The 20414-nt window shown below is 52.0% G+C and carries 18 protein-coding genes; 5 read left to right on the forward strand and 13 right to left on the reverse strand.

Going from position 1 to position 20414, the window contains the following annotated elements; all coding sequences use genetic code 11:
* Positions 1-94: 94 nt before the first annotated feature.
* Positions 95-598 (reverse strand): Rrf2 family transcriptional regulator, encoded by a 504-nt coding sequence (locus INT84_RS15225; RefSeq protein ID WP_194207461.1) that lies wholly within the window; start codon positions 596-598, stop codon positions 95-97.
* 231 nt (positions 599-829) lie between these two features.
* On the opposite strand from INT84_RS15225, the gene INT84_RS15230 reads away from it, so the two are divergent.
* Positions 830-2032, forward strand: coding sequence for an NAD(P)/FAD-dependent oxidoreductase (locus INT84_RS15230; RefSeq protein WP_194207462.1), 1203 nt, complete (start codon positions 830-832; stop codon positions 2030-2032).
* 261 nt (positions 2033-2293) lie between these two features.
* Here the strand turns inward: INT84_RS15230 and rsmJ are convergent, their stop codons facing one another.
* On the reverse strand, positions 2294-3043 hold the full coding sequence (rsmJ, locus tag INT84_RS15235) for a 16S rRNA (guanine(1516)-N(2))-methyltransferase RsmJ (RefSeq protein ID WP_194207463.1): 750 nt from the start codon (positions 3041-3043) through the stop codon (positions 2294-2296).
* A gap of 6 nt (positions 3044-3049) precedes the next feature.
* Positions 3050-5092 carry an oligopeptidase A gene (gene prlC / locus INT84_RS15240; protein WP_194207464.1) on the reverse strand — a complete coding sequence of 681 codons (2043 nt, stop codon included), beginning with the start codon at positions 5090-5092 and terminating at the stop codon, positions 3050-3052.
* 153 nt (positions 5093-5245) lie between these two features.
* On the opposite strand from prlC, the gene INT84_RS15245 reads away from it, so the two are divergent.
* The 3 genes from INT84_RS15245 (at position 5246) to gorA (ending at position 8087) form a co-directional block, all read left to right on the forward strand.
* Positions 5246-5692: a hypothetical protein gene (locus tag INT84_RS15245; protein WP_194207465.1), complete on the forward strand. Its 447-nt coding sequence runs from the start codon at positions 5246-5248 to the stop codon at positions 5690-5692.
* A 97-nt stretch (positions 5693-5789) separates the two neighbouring features.
* Positions 5790-6632 carry a 23S rRNA (adenine(2030)-N(6))-methyltransferase RlmJ gene (locus INT84_RS15250; protein ID WP_194207466.1) on the forward strand — a complete coding sequence of 281 codons (843 nt, stop codon included), beginning with the start codon at positions 5790-5792 and terminating at the stop codon, positions 6630-6632.
* A gap of 102 nt (positions 6633-6734) precedes the next feature.
* On the forward strand, positions 6735-8087 hold the full coding sequence (gorA, locus tag INT84_RS15255) for a glutathione-disulfide reductase (protein WP_194207467.1): 1353 nt from the start codon (positions 6735-6737) through the stop codon (positions 8085-8087).
* Positions 8088-8252: 165 nt separating this feature from the next.
* Here gorA and INT84_RS15260 read toward each other — a convergent pair whose 3' ends face one another.
* The 9 genes from INT84_RS15260 to INT84_RS15300 all read right to left on the reverse strand — a co-directional run bounded on the left by INT84_RS15260 (position 8253) and on the right by INT84_RS15300 (position 16352).
* Positions 8253-9308, reverse strand: coding sequence for a galactitol-1-phosphate 5-dehydrogenase (locus INT84_RS15260; protein ID WP_194207468.1), 1056 nt, complete (start codon positions 9306-9308; stop codon positions 8253-8255).
* A 156-nt stretch (positions 9309-9464) separates the two neighbouring features.
* Positions 9465-9734 carry an HPr family phosphocarrier protein gene (locus tag INT84_RS15265; protein WP_194207469.1) on the reverse strand — a complete coding sequence of 90 codons (270 nt, stop codon included), beginning with the start codon at positions 9732-9734 and terminating at the stop codon, positions 9465-9467.
* Positions 9735-9757: 23 nt separating this feature from the next.
* Entirely contained in the window at positions 9758-10618 is an 861-nt protein-coding gene (locus tag INT84_RS15270; protein ID WP_194207470.1) for a class II aldolase, read from the reverse strand.
* 11 nt (positions 10619-10629) lie between these two features.
* Positions 10630-11367: a GntR family transcriptional regulator gene (locus tag INT84_RS15275; RefSeq protein WP_194207471.1), complete on the reverse strand. Its 738-nt coding sequence runs from the start codon at positions 11365-11367 to the stop codon at positions 10630-10632.
* A 167-nt stretch (positions 11368-11534) separates the two neighbouring features.
* A complete protein-coding gene (locus tag INT84_RS15280; RefSeq protein ID WP_194207472.1) occupies positions 11535-12569 on the reverse strand; it encodes a zinc-dependent dehydrogenase in 1035 nt (344 codons plus the stop codon).
* Positions 12569-14080: an L-fuculokinase gene (locus INT84_RS15285; RefSeq protein ID WP_194207473.1), complete on the reverse strand. Its 1512-nt coding sequence runs from the start codon at positions 14078-14080 to the stop codon at positions 12569-12571. Before INT84_RS15285 ends, INT84_RS15280 begins: the two co-directional genes overlap by 1 nt.
* Positions 14081-14160: 80 nt before the next feature.
* The gene (locus tag INT84_RS15290) at positions 14161-15558 is read right to left on the reverse strand and encodes a PTS galactitol transporter subunit IIC (RefSeq protein ID WP_370529677.1); all 1398 of its coding nucleotides are present in this window, start codon (positions 15556-15558) and stop codon (positions 14161-14163) included.
* 8 nt (positions 15559-15566) lie between these two features.
* Entirely contained in the window at positions 15567-15848 is a 282-nt protein-coding gene (locus tag INT84_RS15295; protein ID WP_194207474.1) for a PTS sugar transporter subunit IIB, read from the reverse strand.
* Positions 15849-15887: 39 nt separating this feature from the next.
* Positions 15888-16352, reverse strand: coding sequence for a PTS sugar transporter subunit IIA (locus tag INT84_RS15300; RefSeq protein ID WP_194207475.1), 465 nt, complete (start codon positions 16350-16352; stop codon positions 15888-15890).
* A gap of 651 nt (positions 16353-17003) precedes the next feature.
* Between INT84_RS15300 and INT84_RS15305 the strand changes: the two genes are divergently transcribed.
* On the forward strand, positions 17004-18659 hold the full coding sequence (locus INT84_RS15305; RefSeq protein ID WP_194207715.1) for an alpha,alpha-trehalase: 1656 nt from the start codon (positions 17004-17006) through the stop codon (positions 18657-18659).
* Here INT84_RS15305 and INT84_RS15310 read toward each other — a convergent pair.
* The gene (locus tag INT84_RS15310; RefSeq protein WP_194207476.1) at positions 18656-20242 is read right to left on the reverse strand and encodes an STY4199 family HEPN domain-containing protein; all 1587 of its coding nucleotides are present in this window, start codon (positions 20240-20242) and stop codon (positions 18656-18658) included. The two genes, INT84_RS15305 and INT84_RS15310, sit on opposite strands and share 4 nt — an antisense overlap.
* Positions 20243-20414: the final 172 nt, after the last annotated feature.

Here is a 20414-nt window from a genome sequence, read left to right on the forward strand (position 1 = left end):
CCTATGCAGCCCGAAGTGAACTGTGATCGCGATCGAAAACAATTCTGGACGAGATTAAAATTCAATGGGTTAACGGCAGGATAAGCAGGACGCGTTATCCTTTTCTGGCGGCGATCCACTCCTGCACTTCAATAACAAATTCATCCGGGGCTTTACGGTACATTTTCCGCGTGAGATCGAGGATCGTGTGCTGCGACAGCGCCTCTTCCATCCGCTGCTGCGCCATGTCCATAACCGACCGCACGCCGCAGATCCCTTCGCAGGCCCAGGCGGGAGCCTGCTCATCAAAAACAGCCAGTCGTTGACGGATTTCGCGGCACTCAAAAATCGACTTATCGCCGTCAATGGCCGTGACCACATCCAGCACCGTAATATGTTCTGCGGGCTTCGCCAGTTTAAAACCGCCGCCTTTACCTTCGGTGCTGCTCACCAGCCCGGCCTTTGAAAGCCGGGTAAAGATTTTTGCCAGATAGTCGTAAGGGACGCTTTGCAGCGCAGCAATTTCCCGGACGCTCATTTCGCGCGCGTCTCCTTTGCTGTCGACCATGCACATCAGGCTATGGATGCCGTATTCAACGCCTGAACTGTAAAACGCCATGCTTTATTCTCAGCCAAAAATTATCTTAGTTAGTGTAACGTTTTCCCGTTTATTACGCTATAGAGGCCAGTATCACGAATGGGAGAACTATTTTTTATTTTATTAATATCAATGGGTTATTTAAATGAGATCATAATTTATCGTGAAGATCCACGTCAGCGCTTGCGCTTTAAAACTAAGACTAATAAAATCCGAGTTAAGATTCCTCTCTAACGGTTAAGTAAAAAAGAAATGCGTAAACACATTGTTATCCTCGGCGCAGGTTTTTCCGGTATGTGGTCAGCCCTTAGCGCGGCCCGACTCATTGATCTTCATCAGCAGGAAGGTATCGACGTAACGGTGATCGCGCCGCAGCCGGAACTGCGCGTTCGTCCGCGCTTTTATGAAACGCAGGTTGCCGGCCTGACGGCACCGCTTCAGCCGCTATTTGACGTAACCGGCGTAACCTTTATTCAGGGAGTGGTATCGCAAATTGCTGTTGAAAATAAAGAGGTTATTTTCAGCAACGCGGCCAGCGAAACACAATGTATTCATTACGATAAGCTGATTCTGGCGACCGGTAGCCACCTTAATCGTTCCTTTGTCGCGGGCGTTGAGCAGCATGCCTTCGACCTGGATCAAATTGAAAGCGCTGCCGTTCTGGAACAGCACCTCAACGGGCTGGCGCAGTTTGAGGAGAGCGCGGCGCGTAATACCGTTGTCGTCTGCGGCGGTGGCTTTACCGGGATTGAGATGGCGATGGAGCTACCGGCCCGTTTACGCGGTATTGTTGGCGAGAAAGCTAAGACCAGAGTAGTCGTAGTTGAACGGGGGCCAGAGCCAGGTGGACGTTACAGCCAGGCGTTGCGCGAGGTGATTAAGCAGGCGTCCGAAGAACTGGGCGTTGAGTGGATGATTAACGCAGAAGTTGAACAGATTGATGCCGACGGCGTTACCTTAAAAGACGGGCAGAAAATCGCGTCTAAGACGGTGATCTGGACCGTCGGCGTGCAGGCCAATGCGCTCACCGCGCAGATTACCGCACCGCGAGACGCTCAGGGACGCCTGCATGTAAATCGTCTCCTCCAGGTCGAAGGGTATGATGATATTTATGCCACCGGCGATGTGGCTTATGCCGCAACCGACGATAAGGGCAACCATGCGCTGATGACCTGCCAGCACGCCATTCTGCTCGGTAAGTTTGCCGGTAATAACGCCGCCGCCAGCCTGCTTGCGGTCGAGCCGCTGCCTTATCGCCAGGAAAATTACGTGACCTGTCTGGATCTGGGCGCATGGGGCGCGGTGTATACCGAGGGCTGGGATCAGCAGGTGAAACTGACGCGAGCCGACGCTAAAAAGCTGAAGCTTTCGATTACCAGCGAGTTGATTTACCCGCCGAAGGCGGAAAAAGCGGCGGCGTTTAAGATTGCCGATCCGTTAGCGCCGTTTGTGTAGATGTCACCTTTTTGCCTGACGCATAGTACGGTGGAATACTGCCCGGTGGCGCTGCGCTTACCGGGCCTACAACAAGCAAAACCAGAAATCAGACACCAAACCGGATGCATGGGTAACACGTCAAACCGGACGTATCGGTAACACCCAAACCGGACACATCGGTAACAGATTACGCCAATGAGCCGTAGGCCGGGTAAGGCGAAACCGCCACCCGGCACCGCGACAACGCGGTGGCTTGCGACAACGCGGTGGCCTGCCCCGCTACGCCGTCCCCGCATAAATATCAAACCGGTGCCCTTTGGTCACGATCGCGTTCTGGGTGGCGATATTGCCCAGCGGCGGCGCATAATCCGGACGTTTGACTACCACGCGCTTGCTCGCCAGCTGACGTGCTGGCTCCAGCAGACCATCGGCGTCTAAATCCGGCCCCACCAGCGACTGAAATACCCGCATCTCCTTTTTCACCAGCGCACTTTTCTGCTTATGCGGAAACATCGGATCGAGGTACACCACCTGCGGACGTGGCGTAATCTCCGCCAGCCCGGTCAGGCTGGAAGCATGGATCAGCTGCAAGCGCTGCTGTAACCAGCCGCCGATTTCCGCATCGGCATAGCCACGCGTCAGACCGTCGTCCAGCAACGCCGCGACCACCGGGTTACGTTCCAGCATTCGCACCCGACACCCCACCGAGGCCAGCACAAAGGCATCGCGTCCCAGTCCCGCCGTGGCATCGACTACATCCGGCAGATAATCACCCTTAACGCCGACCGCTTTCGCCACCGCCTCGCCGCGACCGCCGCCGAATTTACGCCGGTGCGCCATCGCCCCGCCGACGAAATCGACAAAAATGCCGCCAAGCTTCGGCTCATCCCGCTTGCGCAGTTCCAGGTGCTCCGGCGTCAGCACCAGCGCCATCAGGTTATCGTCATCCTGTTGCAGCCCCCAGCGGGCCGCAAGAACAGATAAGGCACCGTCTCCGGTGCCCGTTTCATCAATCAAGCAGATTTGCACGTAAAATCAGCCTTTGATGCCGTAATGATCCAGCATTGCATCCAGCTGCGGCTCACGCCCGCGGAAGCGTTTGAACAGCTCCATCGGCTCTTCGGAACCACCGCGCGTCAGAATGTTATCCAGGAACGACTGCCCGGTTTCGCGGTTGAAAATGCCCTCTTCCTCGAAGCGGGAGTACGCGTCCGCCGCCAGTACGTCAGCCCACAGATAGCTGTAGTAACCCGCCGCATAGCCGCCCGCGAAGATGTGGCTGAACGCGTGCGGGAAGCGGCCCCAGGCCGGAGACGGCACCACGGCAACCTGCTTTTTAATCTCCGCCAGCGTCTCAAGGATTTTCGCCCCCTGCTCCGGGCTAAACTCAGCGTGCAGGCGGAAATCGAACAGGCCGAACTCCAGCTGACGCAGAATAAACAGCGCCGCCTGGTAATTTTTCGCCGCCAGCATTTTATCCAGCAGTTCTTTTGGCAGCGGCTCGCCGGTTTCGTAATGACCGGAGATAAATGCCAGCGCGTCAGGCTCCCAGCACCAGTTCTCCATAAACTGACTTGGCAGTTCGACTGCATCCCACGGCACGCCGCTGATACCAGAAACGCCTGCGGTTTCGATGCGGGTCAGCATATGGTGCAAGCCGTGACCGAATTCATGGAACAGGGTGATCACTTCATCATGGGTAAACAGCGCGGGTTTGCCGTTGACCGGACGGTTGAAGTTACAGGTCAGATAGGCAACTGGTTTTTGCAGCGTGCCGTCCGCTTTACGCATCTGGCCTACGCAGTCGTCCATCCACGCGCCGCCGCGCTTGTGCTCACGCGCATAGAGGTCGAGATAGAAGCTGCCGCGCAGTTCGTTTTTGTCATCATACAGCTCGAAGAAACGCACGTCCGGATGCCAGACGTCGATATCTTTGCGCTCTTTAGCGGTGATGCCATAAATGCGTTTCACCACTTCAAACAGACCGTTAACCGCTTTCTCTTCCGGGAAATAGGGGCGCAGCTGCTCATCGCTGATGCTGTACAGATGCTGTTTTTGTTTTTCGCTGTAGTACGCGATATCCCACGGCTGTAGCTCCTCTACGCCATACTCCGCTTTCGCAAAGGCGCGCAACTGAGCCAGCTCTTTCTCACCCTGCGGACGGGCGCGTTTGGCGAGATCGGTCAGAAAGTCCAGCACCTGCTGCGGGTTTTCCGCCATCTTGGTCGCCAGCGATTTATAGGCGTAGTTTTCGAAGCCCAGCAGCTGCGCCAGCTCGTGACGCAGGGCGAGGATTTCCGCCATGATGGGGCCGTTATCCCACTTACCGGCATTCGGTCCCTGATCGGAGGCACGAGTGCCGTAGGCGCGGTACATCTCTTCACGCAGCGCCTGATTGTCGCAGTAGGTCAGAACCGGCAGATAGCTCGGGATATCCAGCGTTAACAGATAACCTTCCTGCTCTTTGGCTTCGGCCTGGGCTTTTGCTGCGGCCAGCGCGCTCTCCGGCATTCCGGCGAGTTCAGATTCATCGGTGATGAGCTTCGTCCAGCCCATCGTCGCATCCAGCACGTTATTGCTGTAGATATTCCCCAGTTCAGATTTGCGGGTCGCGATCTCGCCGTAGCGTTTCTGCTTCTCTTTCGGCAGCCCGATCCCGGACAGTTCAAAATCACGCAGCGCGTTATCGACCGCTTTCTTCTCCGGTGCCGTCAGTGAAGCATAGTGTTCACCATCGCGCAGGTCGCGGTATGCCTTGTAAAGCCCTTCGTGCTGCCCGACCCAGGTACTGTACTCAGAGAGCAGCGGCAGGGTTTGTTCGTAAGCTTCGCGCAGTTCCGGGCTATTTTTTACCGAATTCAGGTGGCTGATGGGCGAAAAGATCCGCCCCAGCACGTCATCCGTCTCCGCCAGCGGCTGACACAAATTCTCCCACGTATACGGCGCACCGTGCGCCACCACGCTTTCGACCGTGGCGCGGCAGTCATCCAGCGCTTTGGTGACAGCAGGAACCACATGTTCAGGTTTGATCGCAGAGAAAGGCGGGAGATCGAAAGGCGTCAATAAAGGGTTGGTCATATGCGCAGTCCTGTTGGATAGGGTAAATGAAGCGCACGTTCCGGCGCTTATCTGTTAGATCTAGCATGGGGCTAAGTGTAGAGAATTTCAATGGCGAGCGTGGCGGGAAGCTCACTATAATGTCACTCTCGCACCTTGATACAGGAAGTGCTCATGGCAGCGTTTTTACCGCTTATTGTTTTGCTCGTCATCCTCTATCTGGTGACCAAAAAACTGTCGCATACCCGGCCTGCGGATGCTCCTGATGGCCCGGGCGATCGCAAATTAATTTCTTCATCGTCGTTTCTGCTGCGCATCTTCGGCAGTTCTCGCAGCTATAAGGCGAGTTATTACTTTGATACTGAGAACTTTTATGAAGTCACCGACGCGAACACCACAACCATTCCACTGGCCGCTATCACCGGGGTAAAACGCGAATCGACGGAAGTTAATAACCGCTCTGTCTGGTCGGTGAACTGGTCACTTAACGGCCAGCAGAAGCAGGCGCGCTTTCTGCATAATTACACCCTGTTCAACCGCAGCTTTGCGGTATTTCTGGAGGCAGTGAAGCAGGCCAACCCGCACGCCAGCGTCAGCGTGCTCACGCTTTTTACGTTATGACCTGTTTGCGCAGAATTAAAAGTACCAGGGCGGTAATCATGACGGATCTACGGTAAACTGTCCGTCATTGTGTTCACTTCCCGGAATTCGCTTTTTTATGCTCAGTTATCGCCACAGCTTTCACGCTGGCAACCATGCCGACGTCCTCAAACATACCGTTCAGACTCTGATCATTGAATCGCTGAAAGAGAAAGATAAACCGTTTCTCTATCTGGACACCCATGCGGGCGCAGGCCGTTATCAGTTAAGTGGCGAATACGCCGAGCGCACTGGCGAGTATCTCGAAGGCATCGCGCGCATCTGGCTACAGGACGACCTGCCTGCCGAGATGGAGCCGTACATCAACGTGGTTGAACACTTCAACCGTAGCGGCCAGCTGCGTTACTACCCTGGTTCGCCGCTGATCGCCCGCCAGCTGCTGCGCGAACATGACAGTCTGCACATGACCGAGCTGCATCCGAGCGATTTCCCGCTGCTGCGCGGCGAGTTCCAGAAAGATAACCGCGCCCGCGTGGAACGCGCCGACGGCTATCAGCAGTTAAAATCCAAACTGCCACCCGCATCACGTCGCGGCCTGATCCTCATCGACCCGCCGTATGAAATTAAATCCGACTATCAGGCGGTCGTAAGTGGTATCCACGAAGGCTACAAACGTTTTGCCACCGGTACTTATGCGCTGTGGTATCCGGTGGTGCTGCGCCAGCAAATCAAGCGCATGCTTAAAGAGCTGGAAGCGACCGGGATTCGCCGCATTCTGCAAATCGAACTGGCGGTACGTCCGGACAGCGACAGGCATGGCATGACCGCCTCCGGCATGATTGTGATTAACCCGCCGTGGAAGCTGGAGCAGCAGATGAATAACGTGCTGCCGTGGCTGCACAGCAAACTGGTGCCGACCGGTATTGGACACGCTACCGTAAGCTGGGTCGTCCCGGAGTAATCGCAGCCATCGGTGGACGCTAACCCATCGCGCGCTACAATCCACTTATTTCTGCGGATGCGCCTGGCGTATCCGCTCTCTTTTCAGGTGTAAGGAACAGTCATGACGAAACATTACGACTACGTTGCCATCGGCGGCGGCAGCGGTGGCATTGCCTCCATCAACCGTGCGGCCATGTACGGCCAGAAATGCGCGCTGATTGAAGCAAAAGCGCTGGGCGGCACCTGCGTAAATGTTGGCTGTGTGCCGAAGAAAGTGATGTGGCATGCGGCGCAGATCCGCGAAGCGATCCATCTGTACGGCCCGGATTATGGTTTTGATACCACGATTAACCACTTTAACTGGGACACGCTCATCGCCAGCCGGACGGCCTACATCGATCGTATTCATACCTCGTACGATAACGTGCTGGGTAAAAATCAGGTCGACGTGATTAAGGGCTTCGCCCGTTTTGTCGATGCAAAAACACTGGAAGTGAACGGTGAAACGATCACCGCCGATCACATCCTGATCGCTACCGGCGGCCGTCCGATCCATCCGGATATCCCGGGTGCGGAATACGGCATCGACTCCGATGGTTTCTTTGAACTGCCTGCACTGCCTGAACGTGTCGCGGTCGTCGGCGCAGGCTATATCGCCGTCGAACTGGCTGGGGTCATTAACGGTCTCGGCGCAGAAGCGCATCTTTTTGTGCGTAAACACGCGCCGCTGCGTAGCTTTGATAACATGCTGTCCGAAACACTGGTGGAAGTTATGAACGCCGAAGGCCCGGCCCTGCACACCCATGCGGTACCGAAAGCGGTGGTGAAAAATGCCGACGGCAGTCTGACGCTTGAACTGGAAGATGGCCGCTCGCAGACGGTGGACTGCCTGATTTGGGCGGTGGGACGCGAACCTGCCACTGACAATTTCAACCTGGCCGCAACAGGCGTGCGCACCAGTGAAAAAGGCTATATTGAGGTCGATAAATACCAGAACACCAGCGTGGAAGGTATTTACGCTGTAGGCGATGTCACCGGCGCGATTGAACTAACGCCCGTCGCCGTCGCCGCAGGCCGCCGCCTCTCCGAGCGCCTGTTTAACAATAAGCCGGATGAGCATCTCGACTACAGCAATGTACCGACCGTGGTGTTCAGCCATCCGCCGATCGGCACCGTCGGGCTGAGCGAAGAGCAGGCGCGTGAAGAGTACGGCGACGATGCGGTTAAGGTGTATAAATCGTCCTTTACGGCGATGTATACCGCCGTCACCTCTCACCGTCAGCCGTGCCGCATGAAGCTGGTCTGCATCGGGCCAGAGGAAAAAATCGTCGGTATCCACGGTATTGGCTACGGCATGGATGAAATGCTGCAAGGCTTTGCGGTGGCGCTGAAGATGGGCGCAACCAAGAAAGATTTTGATAATACCGTTGCCATTCACCCGACCGGAGCGGAAGAGTTTGTGACGATGCGGTAAATCTCAGGCCCCGTATTTTACGGGGCTCAGACTGCTGATAACCGTTATATCGTGGAGTTATGCCTGGCGGCGCTGCGCTTGCACAGGCCTACGATCAGAGCTAACCATTTGATAATAATGCTTTTATAGGCCGGGCAAGGCGAAGCCGCCACCCCCTAATACGCTTTATTCCTGCCCACCGATATCAATCAGCACTTTTACAAAAAAAGTCTCCCGCTTATACAAGGCCGGAAAAAGTGCAGGAGCCTCCTCAAGGGAGACGTAGCGGGTAATAAGCGGCTTGATATTAATTTTCCCGGCGCTCAGATAGTCAATGGATGTCTTCCATTCCTGGCCGGGAAATGGCGCTGAAATAGAATTCCACGATCCGCAGACCTTAAGTTCGTTACGCACAATTTTCTCGAAATTGAGCCTCGGGAATGCAACGTCCCCATAGGGAATACCTAACAGGACGATACTTCCGCCTTTCGCCGCCAGCAGCAGAGAACTGGCGATGCCTGCGGCGTTACCGGAGGACTCAATCACAATATCCACGCCGCAGCCTGCGGTAAGCGCGTTAAATTGCGAAAGGTGGTCGTCGTCCCGCACGCAGAACGTACGATCGGCCCCGGTCGCTTTGGCAATACTCAGCTTCTGCGGATCGACATCAAAGGCAAATACCTCTCCAGCACCACAGATTTTTGCCCACTGCACCGCCAGAAGCCCGATGGTGCCGCAGCCAACAATGGCCATCCGACAGCCTGCTTTTATATCCACCTGACGTAATCCGTGGACAACCACGCTGGAAGGCTCAATAAAACTGGCGGTCGCAAAATCCATGGTATCCGGGAGTTTTAGTACGTTGCGGGCAGGCAGCCGAATATAATCTGCAAACGCACCGTTTTTATGTCCGCCAAGCACTTTCAGATCAACGCAATGCGCGTAGCGGCCCTGCTGACAATATTGACACTCAAAGCAGGGGAAGCAGTTGCAGGCGGTGACGCGGTCGCCTTTATTTAATCCTTTAACCGCCGCGCCGGTCTCTGCCACTACGCCAGAAAATTCATGGCCCCAGGTCAGCCCCGGCTGATAAGAGCCGAGTTTGCCAAAGCGCGAAATATCCGAACCGCAAATACCCGCGACCTGCACGCTAATGATGACATCGTCATCCGCGGTTATCACTGGTCGTGGCGTTTCTTCATATCTTACATCCTGGACCGAATAAAGATTTAACGCTTTCATATCATGACTCCCGGGTCATTAAAGGAAACGAGCAACAAATAATTATCGGGTGAGAAAAGACAATAGAAATGCCTTGAGAAATGCAGATAAATTTCTCAGCTTTCTGAATGTATATCTCACCCTGACGGCGAGGAAAATTAGAATTATTTAATCACGCTACTCTTTTTCACCGAAACCGTCGGCAAAGGCTGTTTTTAGCGCTTTCATTAACTCATGCTCATCGTCACCATTACAGATAAGGTCAATCATCGTATTGCCTTTGACGCCAGCACCCAGAATACTCATCATGCCTTTGATGTGGATCTCTTTACCATTATTAACCAGCGTTAATGAAGAAGAATATTGTTTCACAAGTTTAGCAAGAGACGCTGCTGGCCTGGCATGAAGTCCGGTGCTGTTTACTACTCTGACGCTTTGTCTAATCATCTTTCTTTCCGCTATACTGATTTTCAGGAGGCTTGACGTAAATGCTGATGTCCTTTATTCATCATGAGGATCTTAGAATAAACATCATCCTCGACAGCCCGCTTCGCCGATGCCATGACGCGCGCCAGGTTCGCTTCATTATTATTCTGCTCATAGGCTTTGCCGACTGAGGTAATAAAGGCTTTGCGAAGATCGCTGGCAATATTAACTTTCACGACATTATAATTCACAAAGCTGCGCAAAATATCTTCTGCAATCCCGGAGCCACCGTGGATCACCAGCGGCACCGGCGAGACTTCGGCAATTTTTGCCAGTAGAGGAATATCAATCCGTGGAATATCATCCAGACCGTGAACGTTGCCGATGGAAATTGCCAGCATGTCGCAGCCGGTTTGCTCGACAAAGGTGCGTACTTTTTCAGGCTCTGTTTTACAGTCTGCTTCGCTGATGTGATCGTCCTCTTTCCCCAGGATTGCGCCCAGCTCGGCTTCTACCGGTACGCCATACGATTTACAGAAATCTACGGCGGCGGCGGTAAAAGCAATATTTTCTTCGAAGGAGAATGCTGCGCCATCAATCATGACGGAAGTAAAACCTGCACGTACCGCCTGCTTAACATCATCAAAGGTCTTGCCGTGATCCAGATGAAGACTTACCGGCACATCCATTTTATCGGCGTGGCGTTTTACGATCTCATAAATATAATCGTAGCCTGACAGCTGCGCATTGGTAGGCGCAATCTGAATAAAATTGGGCAGGCCTGAGCGTTCAATGGCATTAAGAATTGAAATCGTGGTTTCCAGATTCGTGGTGTTGAACGCACCGGCAAGGACACGTTTCTCACGAATACGGTCCAGCAAGATTTTACCGTTAACTAATGGCATAGCATTATCCTCTATCTTCGTTGCAGAATAGTACCTAAATAATATTTATCTGATTTAAGCCAGACATTGCCTAAATCAAATGGCATTTTATTTTCGAGAAAAACCAACTGTTCCAGATGCAAAACCGGAGCATCTTCATTCACTTCGAGGTAATGTCCTCGCTCACTGCCAACTATTTTTGCTGCATAGCGGCTTTCGGAATAAACAATCTTCTGTCCGGACAACGCTTCAACCGTCGGAAAAAGATTTTGCTTATTAAAATCAACGTCGGTAATACCTGGACACTGGGCAATATTGATTCGGTTTTCAATCAACATGACTCTTTCACCTTCGACACTGCGAATGCGTTTAAGATAAAGAATGGGCGCGCCCGTCTCTATTCTTAATTTTTCAGCGACACTTTTCGATGCTTTCTCAATATAAGAATCAATGACCTCGGTGGTAAATGATAAATGCTGGCTCTCCAGCGACTCAGCAAAAGACAACAAACCTTCCCCAAGCGCGTAAGAAATGTTTTCTTTCTTAACGAATGTGCCCTTTCCCTGGACCTGAACCAACAAACCTTCTTTAACCAGCATGGTCACGGCTTTTTTAACCGTCCCCCGACTGACATGGAGAATTTCCATGATCTGATTTTCAGACGGAATGCGATCGCCTTTACCCAGTTCTCCCTTATAAATGTTTTCGCGGATCCATTCAGAAACCTGCATGTATAACGGGATTTCTGAATCTTTTAGTACGGTACTCATGTTGTGCTTCTCCTGTGTGCAGATCATCTGTATACAACTATGAACAAGTTACGATAATACAGGTTTTTTGAACATCTAACTATATGATCAACATCACACTCTCAGCGCAACAACCCGATTCTCGCAGGGAAAACCATCGGCCGTCCTGCGATTATGGCCTCAACCGATTATTCGTCAGCTTTGATAATGACTTTCAACACCTCATTTTCAGGATTGGCAGCAAACTCAATCGCTTCGCCGATACGTGATAACGGCCAGGTATGGGTAATCATATCGCGGGTATTGATTTTATTTTTTTCAACAATTTCAATGGCCTCTTTCATTTCATACGGCGTGAGCGAGTAAGTGCCAATAAGCGAAATTTCATCCCGGAATAAGCGTCCCGCATCAATATTAACGTTTGGGTTTTTGTCGAAAGGAGAGAATACGATGATTCTGCCCCCGCGACGGACGACGTTTACCGCCTGAGAAACCAGCGAGGAAACCCCGGCCGCAATAATCACAACATCCGGCCCTTTTCCCTGGGTAATTTCCGCCACGCGTGTCTCAAGATCTTCATTTACCGGATTAATTGCGTGGGTGACGCCCACCTTTAGCGCCAGTTGGCGTTTAAAACGTGAAAGATCGGAGACGATCACGGTGGACGCACCTTTAAGCACCGCCAGTTGTGCACTAACCAGTCCGATAGTGCCGCCGCCCAGTACCAGCACGGTATCTTTGGCATGAATGTTGGCGGATTTTAGCCCATGCAGGCAGCAGGCAACCGGCTCGATCATCGCCGCCCGATCCCAGTCCAGGTCGTCAATAATCCGGTGCGTCAGATGCTCAACGTGCAGTTGTGGCAGACGAATAAATTCACTAAAACCGCCCGGTTCAAGGTTGGTTTTTTTGAATTGATCGCAGAGGGTGAAATAGCCCCGGTCACAGTAGTGACAGTTAAAACAGGGAACATGAATGGCGGTGACCACCCGCTCTCCCACACGATAGCGGGTGACGTTTTTGCCGATTTTAACGACTTCTCCGGAGACTTCATGCCCCAGCACAACCGGGCCGGTTACCGTCTGGTGCTGCGCCTTGTGGATATCGGTTCCGCACAGCCCGCAAGAGTGCATTTTTATCAACATGTCACCATCGCCAATCTCAGGCTCATCGACCTCTTCATAACGAATATCATTTTTGCTGTAGTAAACGCTGGCTTTCATTAGTTAACTCCATAGCAAAGATGCTCGGTACGCATCTTGGATTCATAAAGCGGTTTATATATCTGAGTAAAAATATACTCGTAATGCGCTACTGCATCAGGCGTCGGTACATAACGTTTCATCTGTTCTGTCGCAGCCGCAGAACCGTTATCAATGTCCATGCCGGCAGCTTTAGCCGCCAGAATAGCAGCCCCTTTGCTTACGGCTTCATCCACGTTACAGGCCACTATTTCCCGATTCAGAATGTCTGCTTTAAGCTGCAACCAGTACGGATTTTTGCAAGCGGCACCAATGACGTTAACCACTGGGTAGCGCCGCCCTGTCAGGGTTTCGTACAAATCGAGCAAATTTCTGAGTTCAAAGCACAACCCCTGAAAAACAAAGCGCAGTACGTCTTCAGGTCGGGATTTATCGTCAAGTCCATAGATCAGCGCCCTGGACCAGGTATTGCGATCTGGCGGTCCACTCCCCCGCAAATGAGGTATAAAGATGCCGTCCATTGCCTCAGCGGCAACCAACGCCTTTTCATTACTGAGCGTATCCACCATCCTGAGAAAAGCTGGCATATCCAGCTCGAACAGATTCCTGAACCACTCAATTGCATAACCCGCAGAAGGTAGCGAGGCATATAAAGAATGGAGACCAGGGAGAACATGTATTCCGTTTGAAACACGCGCACGGAAAAAATGCCCGGTATTATTTACCGTCTCTGTCACGACCAATAGACCTTCCGTTGTGCCAGTGGAGTTCAGGATCTGGTTTTCATCATTCAGACCAACAGCCACCGAGCCACACATATGATCGTGTCCGGCAATGGTAACCAGTGTATCGGTTGTTAATCCTGTCAGCCCGGAAACCTCATGGGTAATATGACCCATCGCCGTACCCGCATGCACGAGGGGACTGAATAAAGACGGTGCGACTCCCGCAGCTGCAAGCATTTTTTCGTCCCAGCGTCTTTCTGCAATATTTAAAGCCATTGTTCGCGAGGCCAGGGAATACTCCGAACGTTTCTCACCTGATAATTTAAATGCAATATATTCTGCCAGGCATAACCATTTCTGCCCCTTCTCCGCATGTTCAATGTTGTCATGCAGCCATTTTATTTTATTGATACTGTAATTAGAGTGAGCTGGGATACCGGTTATCTTATAAACATCCTCAATGTCCAGCGTAGAGAGAATTTTTTCTAATTGTTGCTTTGGCCGTGTGTCATACCAGGTTAAAGATGGACCAATGATATTATCGTTTGCATCCAATAACACACCTGCCTCACCGACACTGGCAACCGCGACGGCACTAACATTTATCTCATCATTGATATTACAGGTCAGGATTTTAAGACCGTGTACCACCCCGTCCCATATCAAGCGAATATCAAATTCAGTATTATTTTCATCAACAACTTTCGGCGTTCTGAAACTGTACTGATCAATTAACTCAAGAGAAGGAACCTGGAACAAACACACCTTACAATTAGTCGTGCCAATATCGATTCCGATCGTATACATTACTCTCCCCTTCTTTTTTGCAAGGGACTTCGTTTGTTTTTATTCTGAAGCAGAGAGTATCTGCTTCAGAATAATCAAGGTTATTTCACTACCGGAATATCGCTAACCGTTGCGTCATTGTTTTCTGCCGCTTCGTCTGCCTGAAGCTGCTTTTTAGTAACCCGATATAGCCACAGGCAAAGCAACAGAATGACAGGAATAAGCGCCAGTGCGATGCCATTCCCTTCAAAGACTTTTACAGCCCAGAAGCGATATGGGTTACCGCCATCCAGCAGGCTTGAAATCTCGCCGTCGGTTTTCAGCGGAAAATTCATATTCCTGGCAATTCTGGTCAGAATTGGCGCAGCCGCAGAGGCAACATACAGATTCATTGCAAGGCATGGGATTCCGATAATAAATGCCCTCACGATATTCCCACGGCAGGCCAGCACCACCATTGAAATTGGCACCCAGATGTTCGCCAGATCGCCCAGCGGCAGCAATCTGTTGCCCGGCAGCACGACCGCCAGCAATACGCCAACCGGGATCAGCAGCAACGCGGTAGAGAGTACTGAGGGATGCCCCACCGCCACGGCGATATCCAGGCCAATATACAGGTCCTGGCGATCCGGATAACGCTTGCGCAGGAAGCTGCGAACAGCATCTGACAGCGGCAGCAGGCCCTCCATCAATAATTTCACCATGCGAGGCATAATTAACATCACCGCACCCAGGCTCATCGCCAGGTTCAGTACGCCCTTGAGGTCATATTCCGCCAGCAGACCAATGCCCGCCCCCAGAATTACTCCCAGCATCATCGGTTCGCCAAAGACACCAAATCGTTTCTGGATTTGATCTGGATCCGCATTCAGTTTGTTGAGGCCGGGGATCTTATCCAGCACCATATTTCCCAGTACGCCAATCGGGAAGAAAATTACCGATGATAGTGTTGGCAATGAGATACCCGGAAGATTGAAATATTTCTGGATCATCGGCGCACACCAGTCAGCCATTACGAAGGTCAACGCAGCGGTAAAACCAGCAATCAGCAGCCCAAAGAAGAAGTTGCCGGTAACCCCGTAGACCATCGCGCCGACCATTGAAAAATGCCAGAAATTCCAGACATCAATATCAACCGTTTTGGTCCAGTTGAGCGTTAACATCAATACGTTAATACCAATAGTCATGGGTACAACGAAGGGAGCAACCTGTGAAGCCCAGGCAATCGCAGCGAGAGGCGTCCAGCCCAGATCCACTACCGGTAAATCAATGCCCGTATGGCTAACCATTTCTTTTGCCGCTGGCCCAAGGTTATCGACAAGCAGACCAAAAACCAGAAAAATACCGATAAACCCCATGCCAATTGTCAACGCCGAACGTAATGCCCGGCTAAACCCCGTCTGAAGACATATTGCCATAATAAAAATAATTATTGGCAACATAATCGTCGGCCCGAGTCCCAGAATAAACTGGACCGCAGAGAATACTTTATCCATCATGCTCACCTTTATTTATTAAGGATGGCTACGATCTTTTCCAATAATTCCTCTTCACCAAAGCCAGTCAGAAGCGGAAGACCATTCAGAACTGGCGTATTAAGCTCAGTTTTTACGGCTGAAGTGACAATAATTAAATCAGCCATACCGTCCTGTTTTCCGATAGTCCCGATATTCGACTGAATAGGTTCGACATTAATGCCCTTGCCTTTGCAATACTGAACAACCTTTTCAGTCGCAACCGCTGAGGTAGCAATTCCGCTAGTACATGCAAAAATAATTTTCTTATTCATGATAATCTCCGGGTACGTTTAATTAATTAGCGTGCTGTTTTAATTAAGAACTTCTGCGAGGAGTTTTTTCACTTCTTCAGGTGATGTGGTAGTTAAAAGCGTATCCATTTTTTCGGTTTGTCTGAATAACCCTATAAGTTTCATCAGAAAATCAATATGAGCATCTTTTTCTTTTAACAGGAGAAAAAAGACAACATGAACTTTCATGACGTTATCGGGATCTTCCGCCTGCTTAAATACAATGCCTTCCGGACACGTCACCACAACAAGTTTTTCCTCCCTGACGTGTCCTACATCCACATGAGGGATCGCGACGCCAATTTTTTCCAGTTGCATTGCAGTCGGATTATTTTCCTCTCTGTGAATAAGCGCCTGGAGGTAAGAGTTTTCGACCAGGCCTTTTTTATGCAACAGGTTATTGACCTCGCGGAACAGCGCCTCGCGCTCAATACCAGCATGGTTTAAAAGCATCAAATCATCATCAAAACGGGTTGCAATGGACATATAAACACCTCTGTTCCCTGTAAGCGCGTCGTGTAACATATCTACTGTTGGTTATGGTTGTCTATGTACAACCATGTTCAAGTGACTTAAACCTATACCTGCCGCAAAGTTGCTTCAATAGAGTTGGTATTTTTTTGTGCTGTGTGTCACATAAAACCGCTCAAGACAGGAAAGGAGCGAGGGGAATAAACGCGGACGGTTAAAATAATCATCCCTATGTTATTGATAAAAATCAATATTAATAAAAAACAGCCAGACCAGGTCACTTTGCCGCTAAGCGGTTCTCAGCTACCTGCACCAACGCTGACTCAGGCAGTAGTGCATAACTCATTAACCCTCATTTACAATACCTGTCACCTACTCCTGTTTATTCCTTAACCTGACAACGATATAATCAAGCCTTGCCCTTTTCACCCGGCCCAATGCCGTAAAGTAATTACTCTGAAAGTGAAAACGGGCCAACAATAACTACTTCTATTTTTCCTGTTTATTAACAGCGACCTGAACGTTTTTTGCTCTTTACTTGCTCACAAAGAAGTGTGATCTACCGCACATTTTGCCGATCAATGATCGCGTCGAATGTCTACCCTTAAAGATGAACCGGGCTACACCCGTGTATTAAAACGACCTAATCCGGAGGTTTTTGTCATTATGCTCAACCAGAAAATGCGCAGTGTGGAGGAAGAGTTGATGCTTGATATTGCGCTCAACTACGCAACCGATCCATGCGAATTAAAACTGGATGAAATGACCGAGGTCGAGCCGGAGCCGGAGATGATCGAAGGGTTCCCGGCATCCGATGCCCTGACGCCTGCCGATCGTTATCTCGAACTCTTTGAGCATGTGCAGTCCACGCGTATTTTTGCCGACAGCAAAACGTTTCCGGACTGTGCACCGAAAATCGATCCGCTGGATATTCTTATCCGCTACCGCCGGGTTAAACGTCGGCCGGGGTTCGATCTGCGCGAGTTTGTTAATGCGCACTTCTGGCTACCACAGGATTACAGTAAGGAATACATCTCGAATCCTGAGCACTCCCTGAAAGAGCATATTGATAACCTCTGGCCAACGCTGACGCGTGAGCCGCAGGATCATATCCCGTGGTCGTCGCTGCTCGCCCTGCCGCAGGCTTACATCGTGCCGGGCGGACGTTTTAGCGAAACCTACTACTGGGACTCCTATTTCACTATGCTGGGGCTGGCGGAAAGCGGCCGTGGCGATCTGCTGAAATGCATGGCGGATAACTTCGCCTGGATGATCGAAATGTACGGTCATATTCCCAACGGCAACCGTACCTATTATCTGAGCCGTTCCCAGCCGCCAGTGTTTGCCCTGATGGTTGAACTGTTTGAAGAGGATGGTGTGCGCGGCGCGCGTCGTTACCTCGACCATCTGCTGATGGAATACAACTTCTGGATGGACGGTGCGGACTCGCTGATGCTGAATCAGGGCTATCGCCATGTGGTGCGTATGCCTAACGGCGCGCTGCTTAATCGCTATTGGGACGACCGCGATACGCCGCGTGACGAATCCTGGCTGGAAGATGTGGAAACCGCGAAGCACTCCAGCCGTCCGGCGAATGAAGTTTATCGCGATCTGCGCGCAGGTGCGGCTTCCGGCTGGGACTACTCTTCCCGCTGGCTGCGCGATACTGACCGTCTCGCCAGTATCAGGACGACCCAGTTCATCCCTATCGACCTGAACGCTTTCCTGTTCAAGCTGGAAAGTACCATCGCCAATATCTCAGGCGTCAAAGGCGACCGGGAGACGGAAACAAAATTCCGTCAGAAGGCGGCTGAGCGCCGCGCTGCCTTGACCCACTATCTGTGGGATGAAAAAGAAGGTTGCTTCCGTGACTATGACTGGCGACGCGAGCAGCAGGCGCGGTTCTCAGCGGCCAGTATTGTGCCGCTTTATACCGGTATGGCGACGCATGACCAGGCCGACCGTCTTGCTGAGATCGTGCGTGCACGTCTGCTCACGCCGGGCGGGATCATGGCCAGCGATTCTGAAAGCGGCGAACAGTGGGATAAACCCAACGGCTGGGCACCGCTACAGTGGATGGCGATCCAGGGCTTCAAGCTTTACGGCAACGATGCGCTGGGCGATGAGATCGCCCACTGCTGGCTGAAAACGGTCAACCACGTTTACCAGCGGCATCATAAGCTGGTCGAGAAATATCATATTGCCGACAGCACGCCGCAAGAGGGTGGCGGTGGCGAATACCCGTTGCAGGACGGCTTCGGCTGGACTAACGGCGTGGTACGCCGTCTGATTGCGCTGTATGGCGAACCGCCGCGCGGCTAGTGCACCTCGTTGTAAATCGCAGTCTGGATCGCCAGCCATTTTTTATTCTGCGCGTCCGGCTGCGCCTTTGCCCGCCGTTTTGCCTGTTCAGTATCATAGCGCTGCCGCTCAACGACCAGCGGCGCGGTACAGAAAGCCTGAAGATACTCCTTACGCATCGACGTTAACGCACCGCCCTGCGCCATCGCGGAACCGACGGTGGTCATAAAGCGGCGACAGGGCCTTCTCTCATCCATTTGCAGACGGTAACGCAACAGCAACGTCAGCACCTTATCATTCCCGGCCGCGTGAGCGGCTTCGGTCCACGAAAGCTTCCAGTTCATGCCGCCGCGCAGAAAAAGCTGCGTCACCTGCGCATCATTGCGATCGATAGCAGAACGCAGGTTGCTGGCATCCCAGGTGATGCCCATATTGGTCAGCTGTTCACGCGGGGAGGCCGGTTCGCGTTCCACCTTAACGCCGCTTCCGCCGCTTTGTGCGCTGGCTTGCGGCGTGGCGCTACTCTGATTGATCATCCATAATCCGCCGCCACACATACCCAGCACGGTAATACCAACCAGCGCCCACAACATCACGGAAATAAGCCGATCGCGTTCCTGCGCCGAGCGCTTGCGCCGGGGTTCGGGCCGCTCAATGCTGTCGCTGATTTCGGTATTGTCGCCGCCTGAAAGTTGATCCTTCTTACGCGCACTCTCCCAGAAATCCTCAAGCTCGCTCTCCTGGCGGGAAATAAACGCGGCAGGATTGACGCGAGTCTTATTAAGCGCAAAAGCTTGCTGAACCGGGGCGATAATTTGCTGACTGTAGTGATCGAGCAACGCTCGCTGCGCCAGGCTTAGCGGCTCTCCGGCAATCACCCTGTTACGGATTTGCCGGCAGTCTTCGAGAAAATGTTGCAGCGTGGCGCGGGGTTCCACAAACAAACTGAGCGTGGAGGGGTCGTTGAACAGCGGAGCATAGTGGCGGGCAAACTCTTTTTTATCGACCAGCATCAGGGCCAGCTCGCTAAAGCGCATCCCGCTCAGCACATCGTGACGTTCACCCAGTTTAAGCCAGCGCCGCACTTTGTCGGCACCAAACTGTATTTTTAGCTGGTTATTAAGACGCACCGGATCGGGCCAGGCCTGAGCGATCAGGGCTTTGAGCGTCAGCTCCAGGGTGCGTAATTGCTCCTGAGCCTGCTGCTGAGCGCGAGTGTCTGCCTCTTCCGGCGCAGAGAATTTCAACAGCGGCTGTTTCTGGCGCAGATACTCCAGCTCCGTCACGAAACGCAGAGCGACAATCAACTGATGATGACTCACCTCCTGCCCGCGTTCATACTGCGGAACCCACTGCTGGAGATGGCGTAAGTGCAGCGTAAAACGGCTCATCTGCGCATCATTCAGATTAAGCCTTTGTGCGACGCTGGCCCAGCCGCCAAGACTCAGACGGGCCTGATCCAGCTGATCCAAAAACCAGCGCGGGTCTTTTCCTTCCGTCACCTTAACATTAAGCAGGAGCAAAATTTCCAGCGATGCCTGGCGAATGATCGCAAGGCAGTGTTCAAACTGCTCGCGAATCTGGTGTGCTGTACTGGTGACCATTCTCTTTCCCGCGCCGCCTAAAAATGAAACCGATTGTAAAGTGCGGTTAAAAGATATAACAAATTCTGTTTCAATACAGTGATCTATGCATCTCCACAACGGCATTTTTTTTGTCTGCGAATTCACCCTGGGCCATCTGGCAAGTGTTTCCCCTCCGCGCTTTACCTTAGAC

It is taken from the genome of Superficieibacter sp. 1612_C1, assembly GCF_015234305.1.
Classification (GTDB): Bacteria; Pseudomonadota; Gammaproteobacteria; order Enterobacterales; family Enterobacteriaceae; genus Superficieibacter.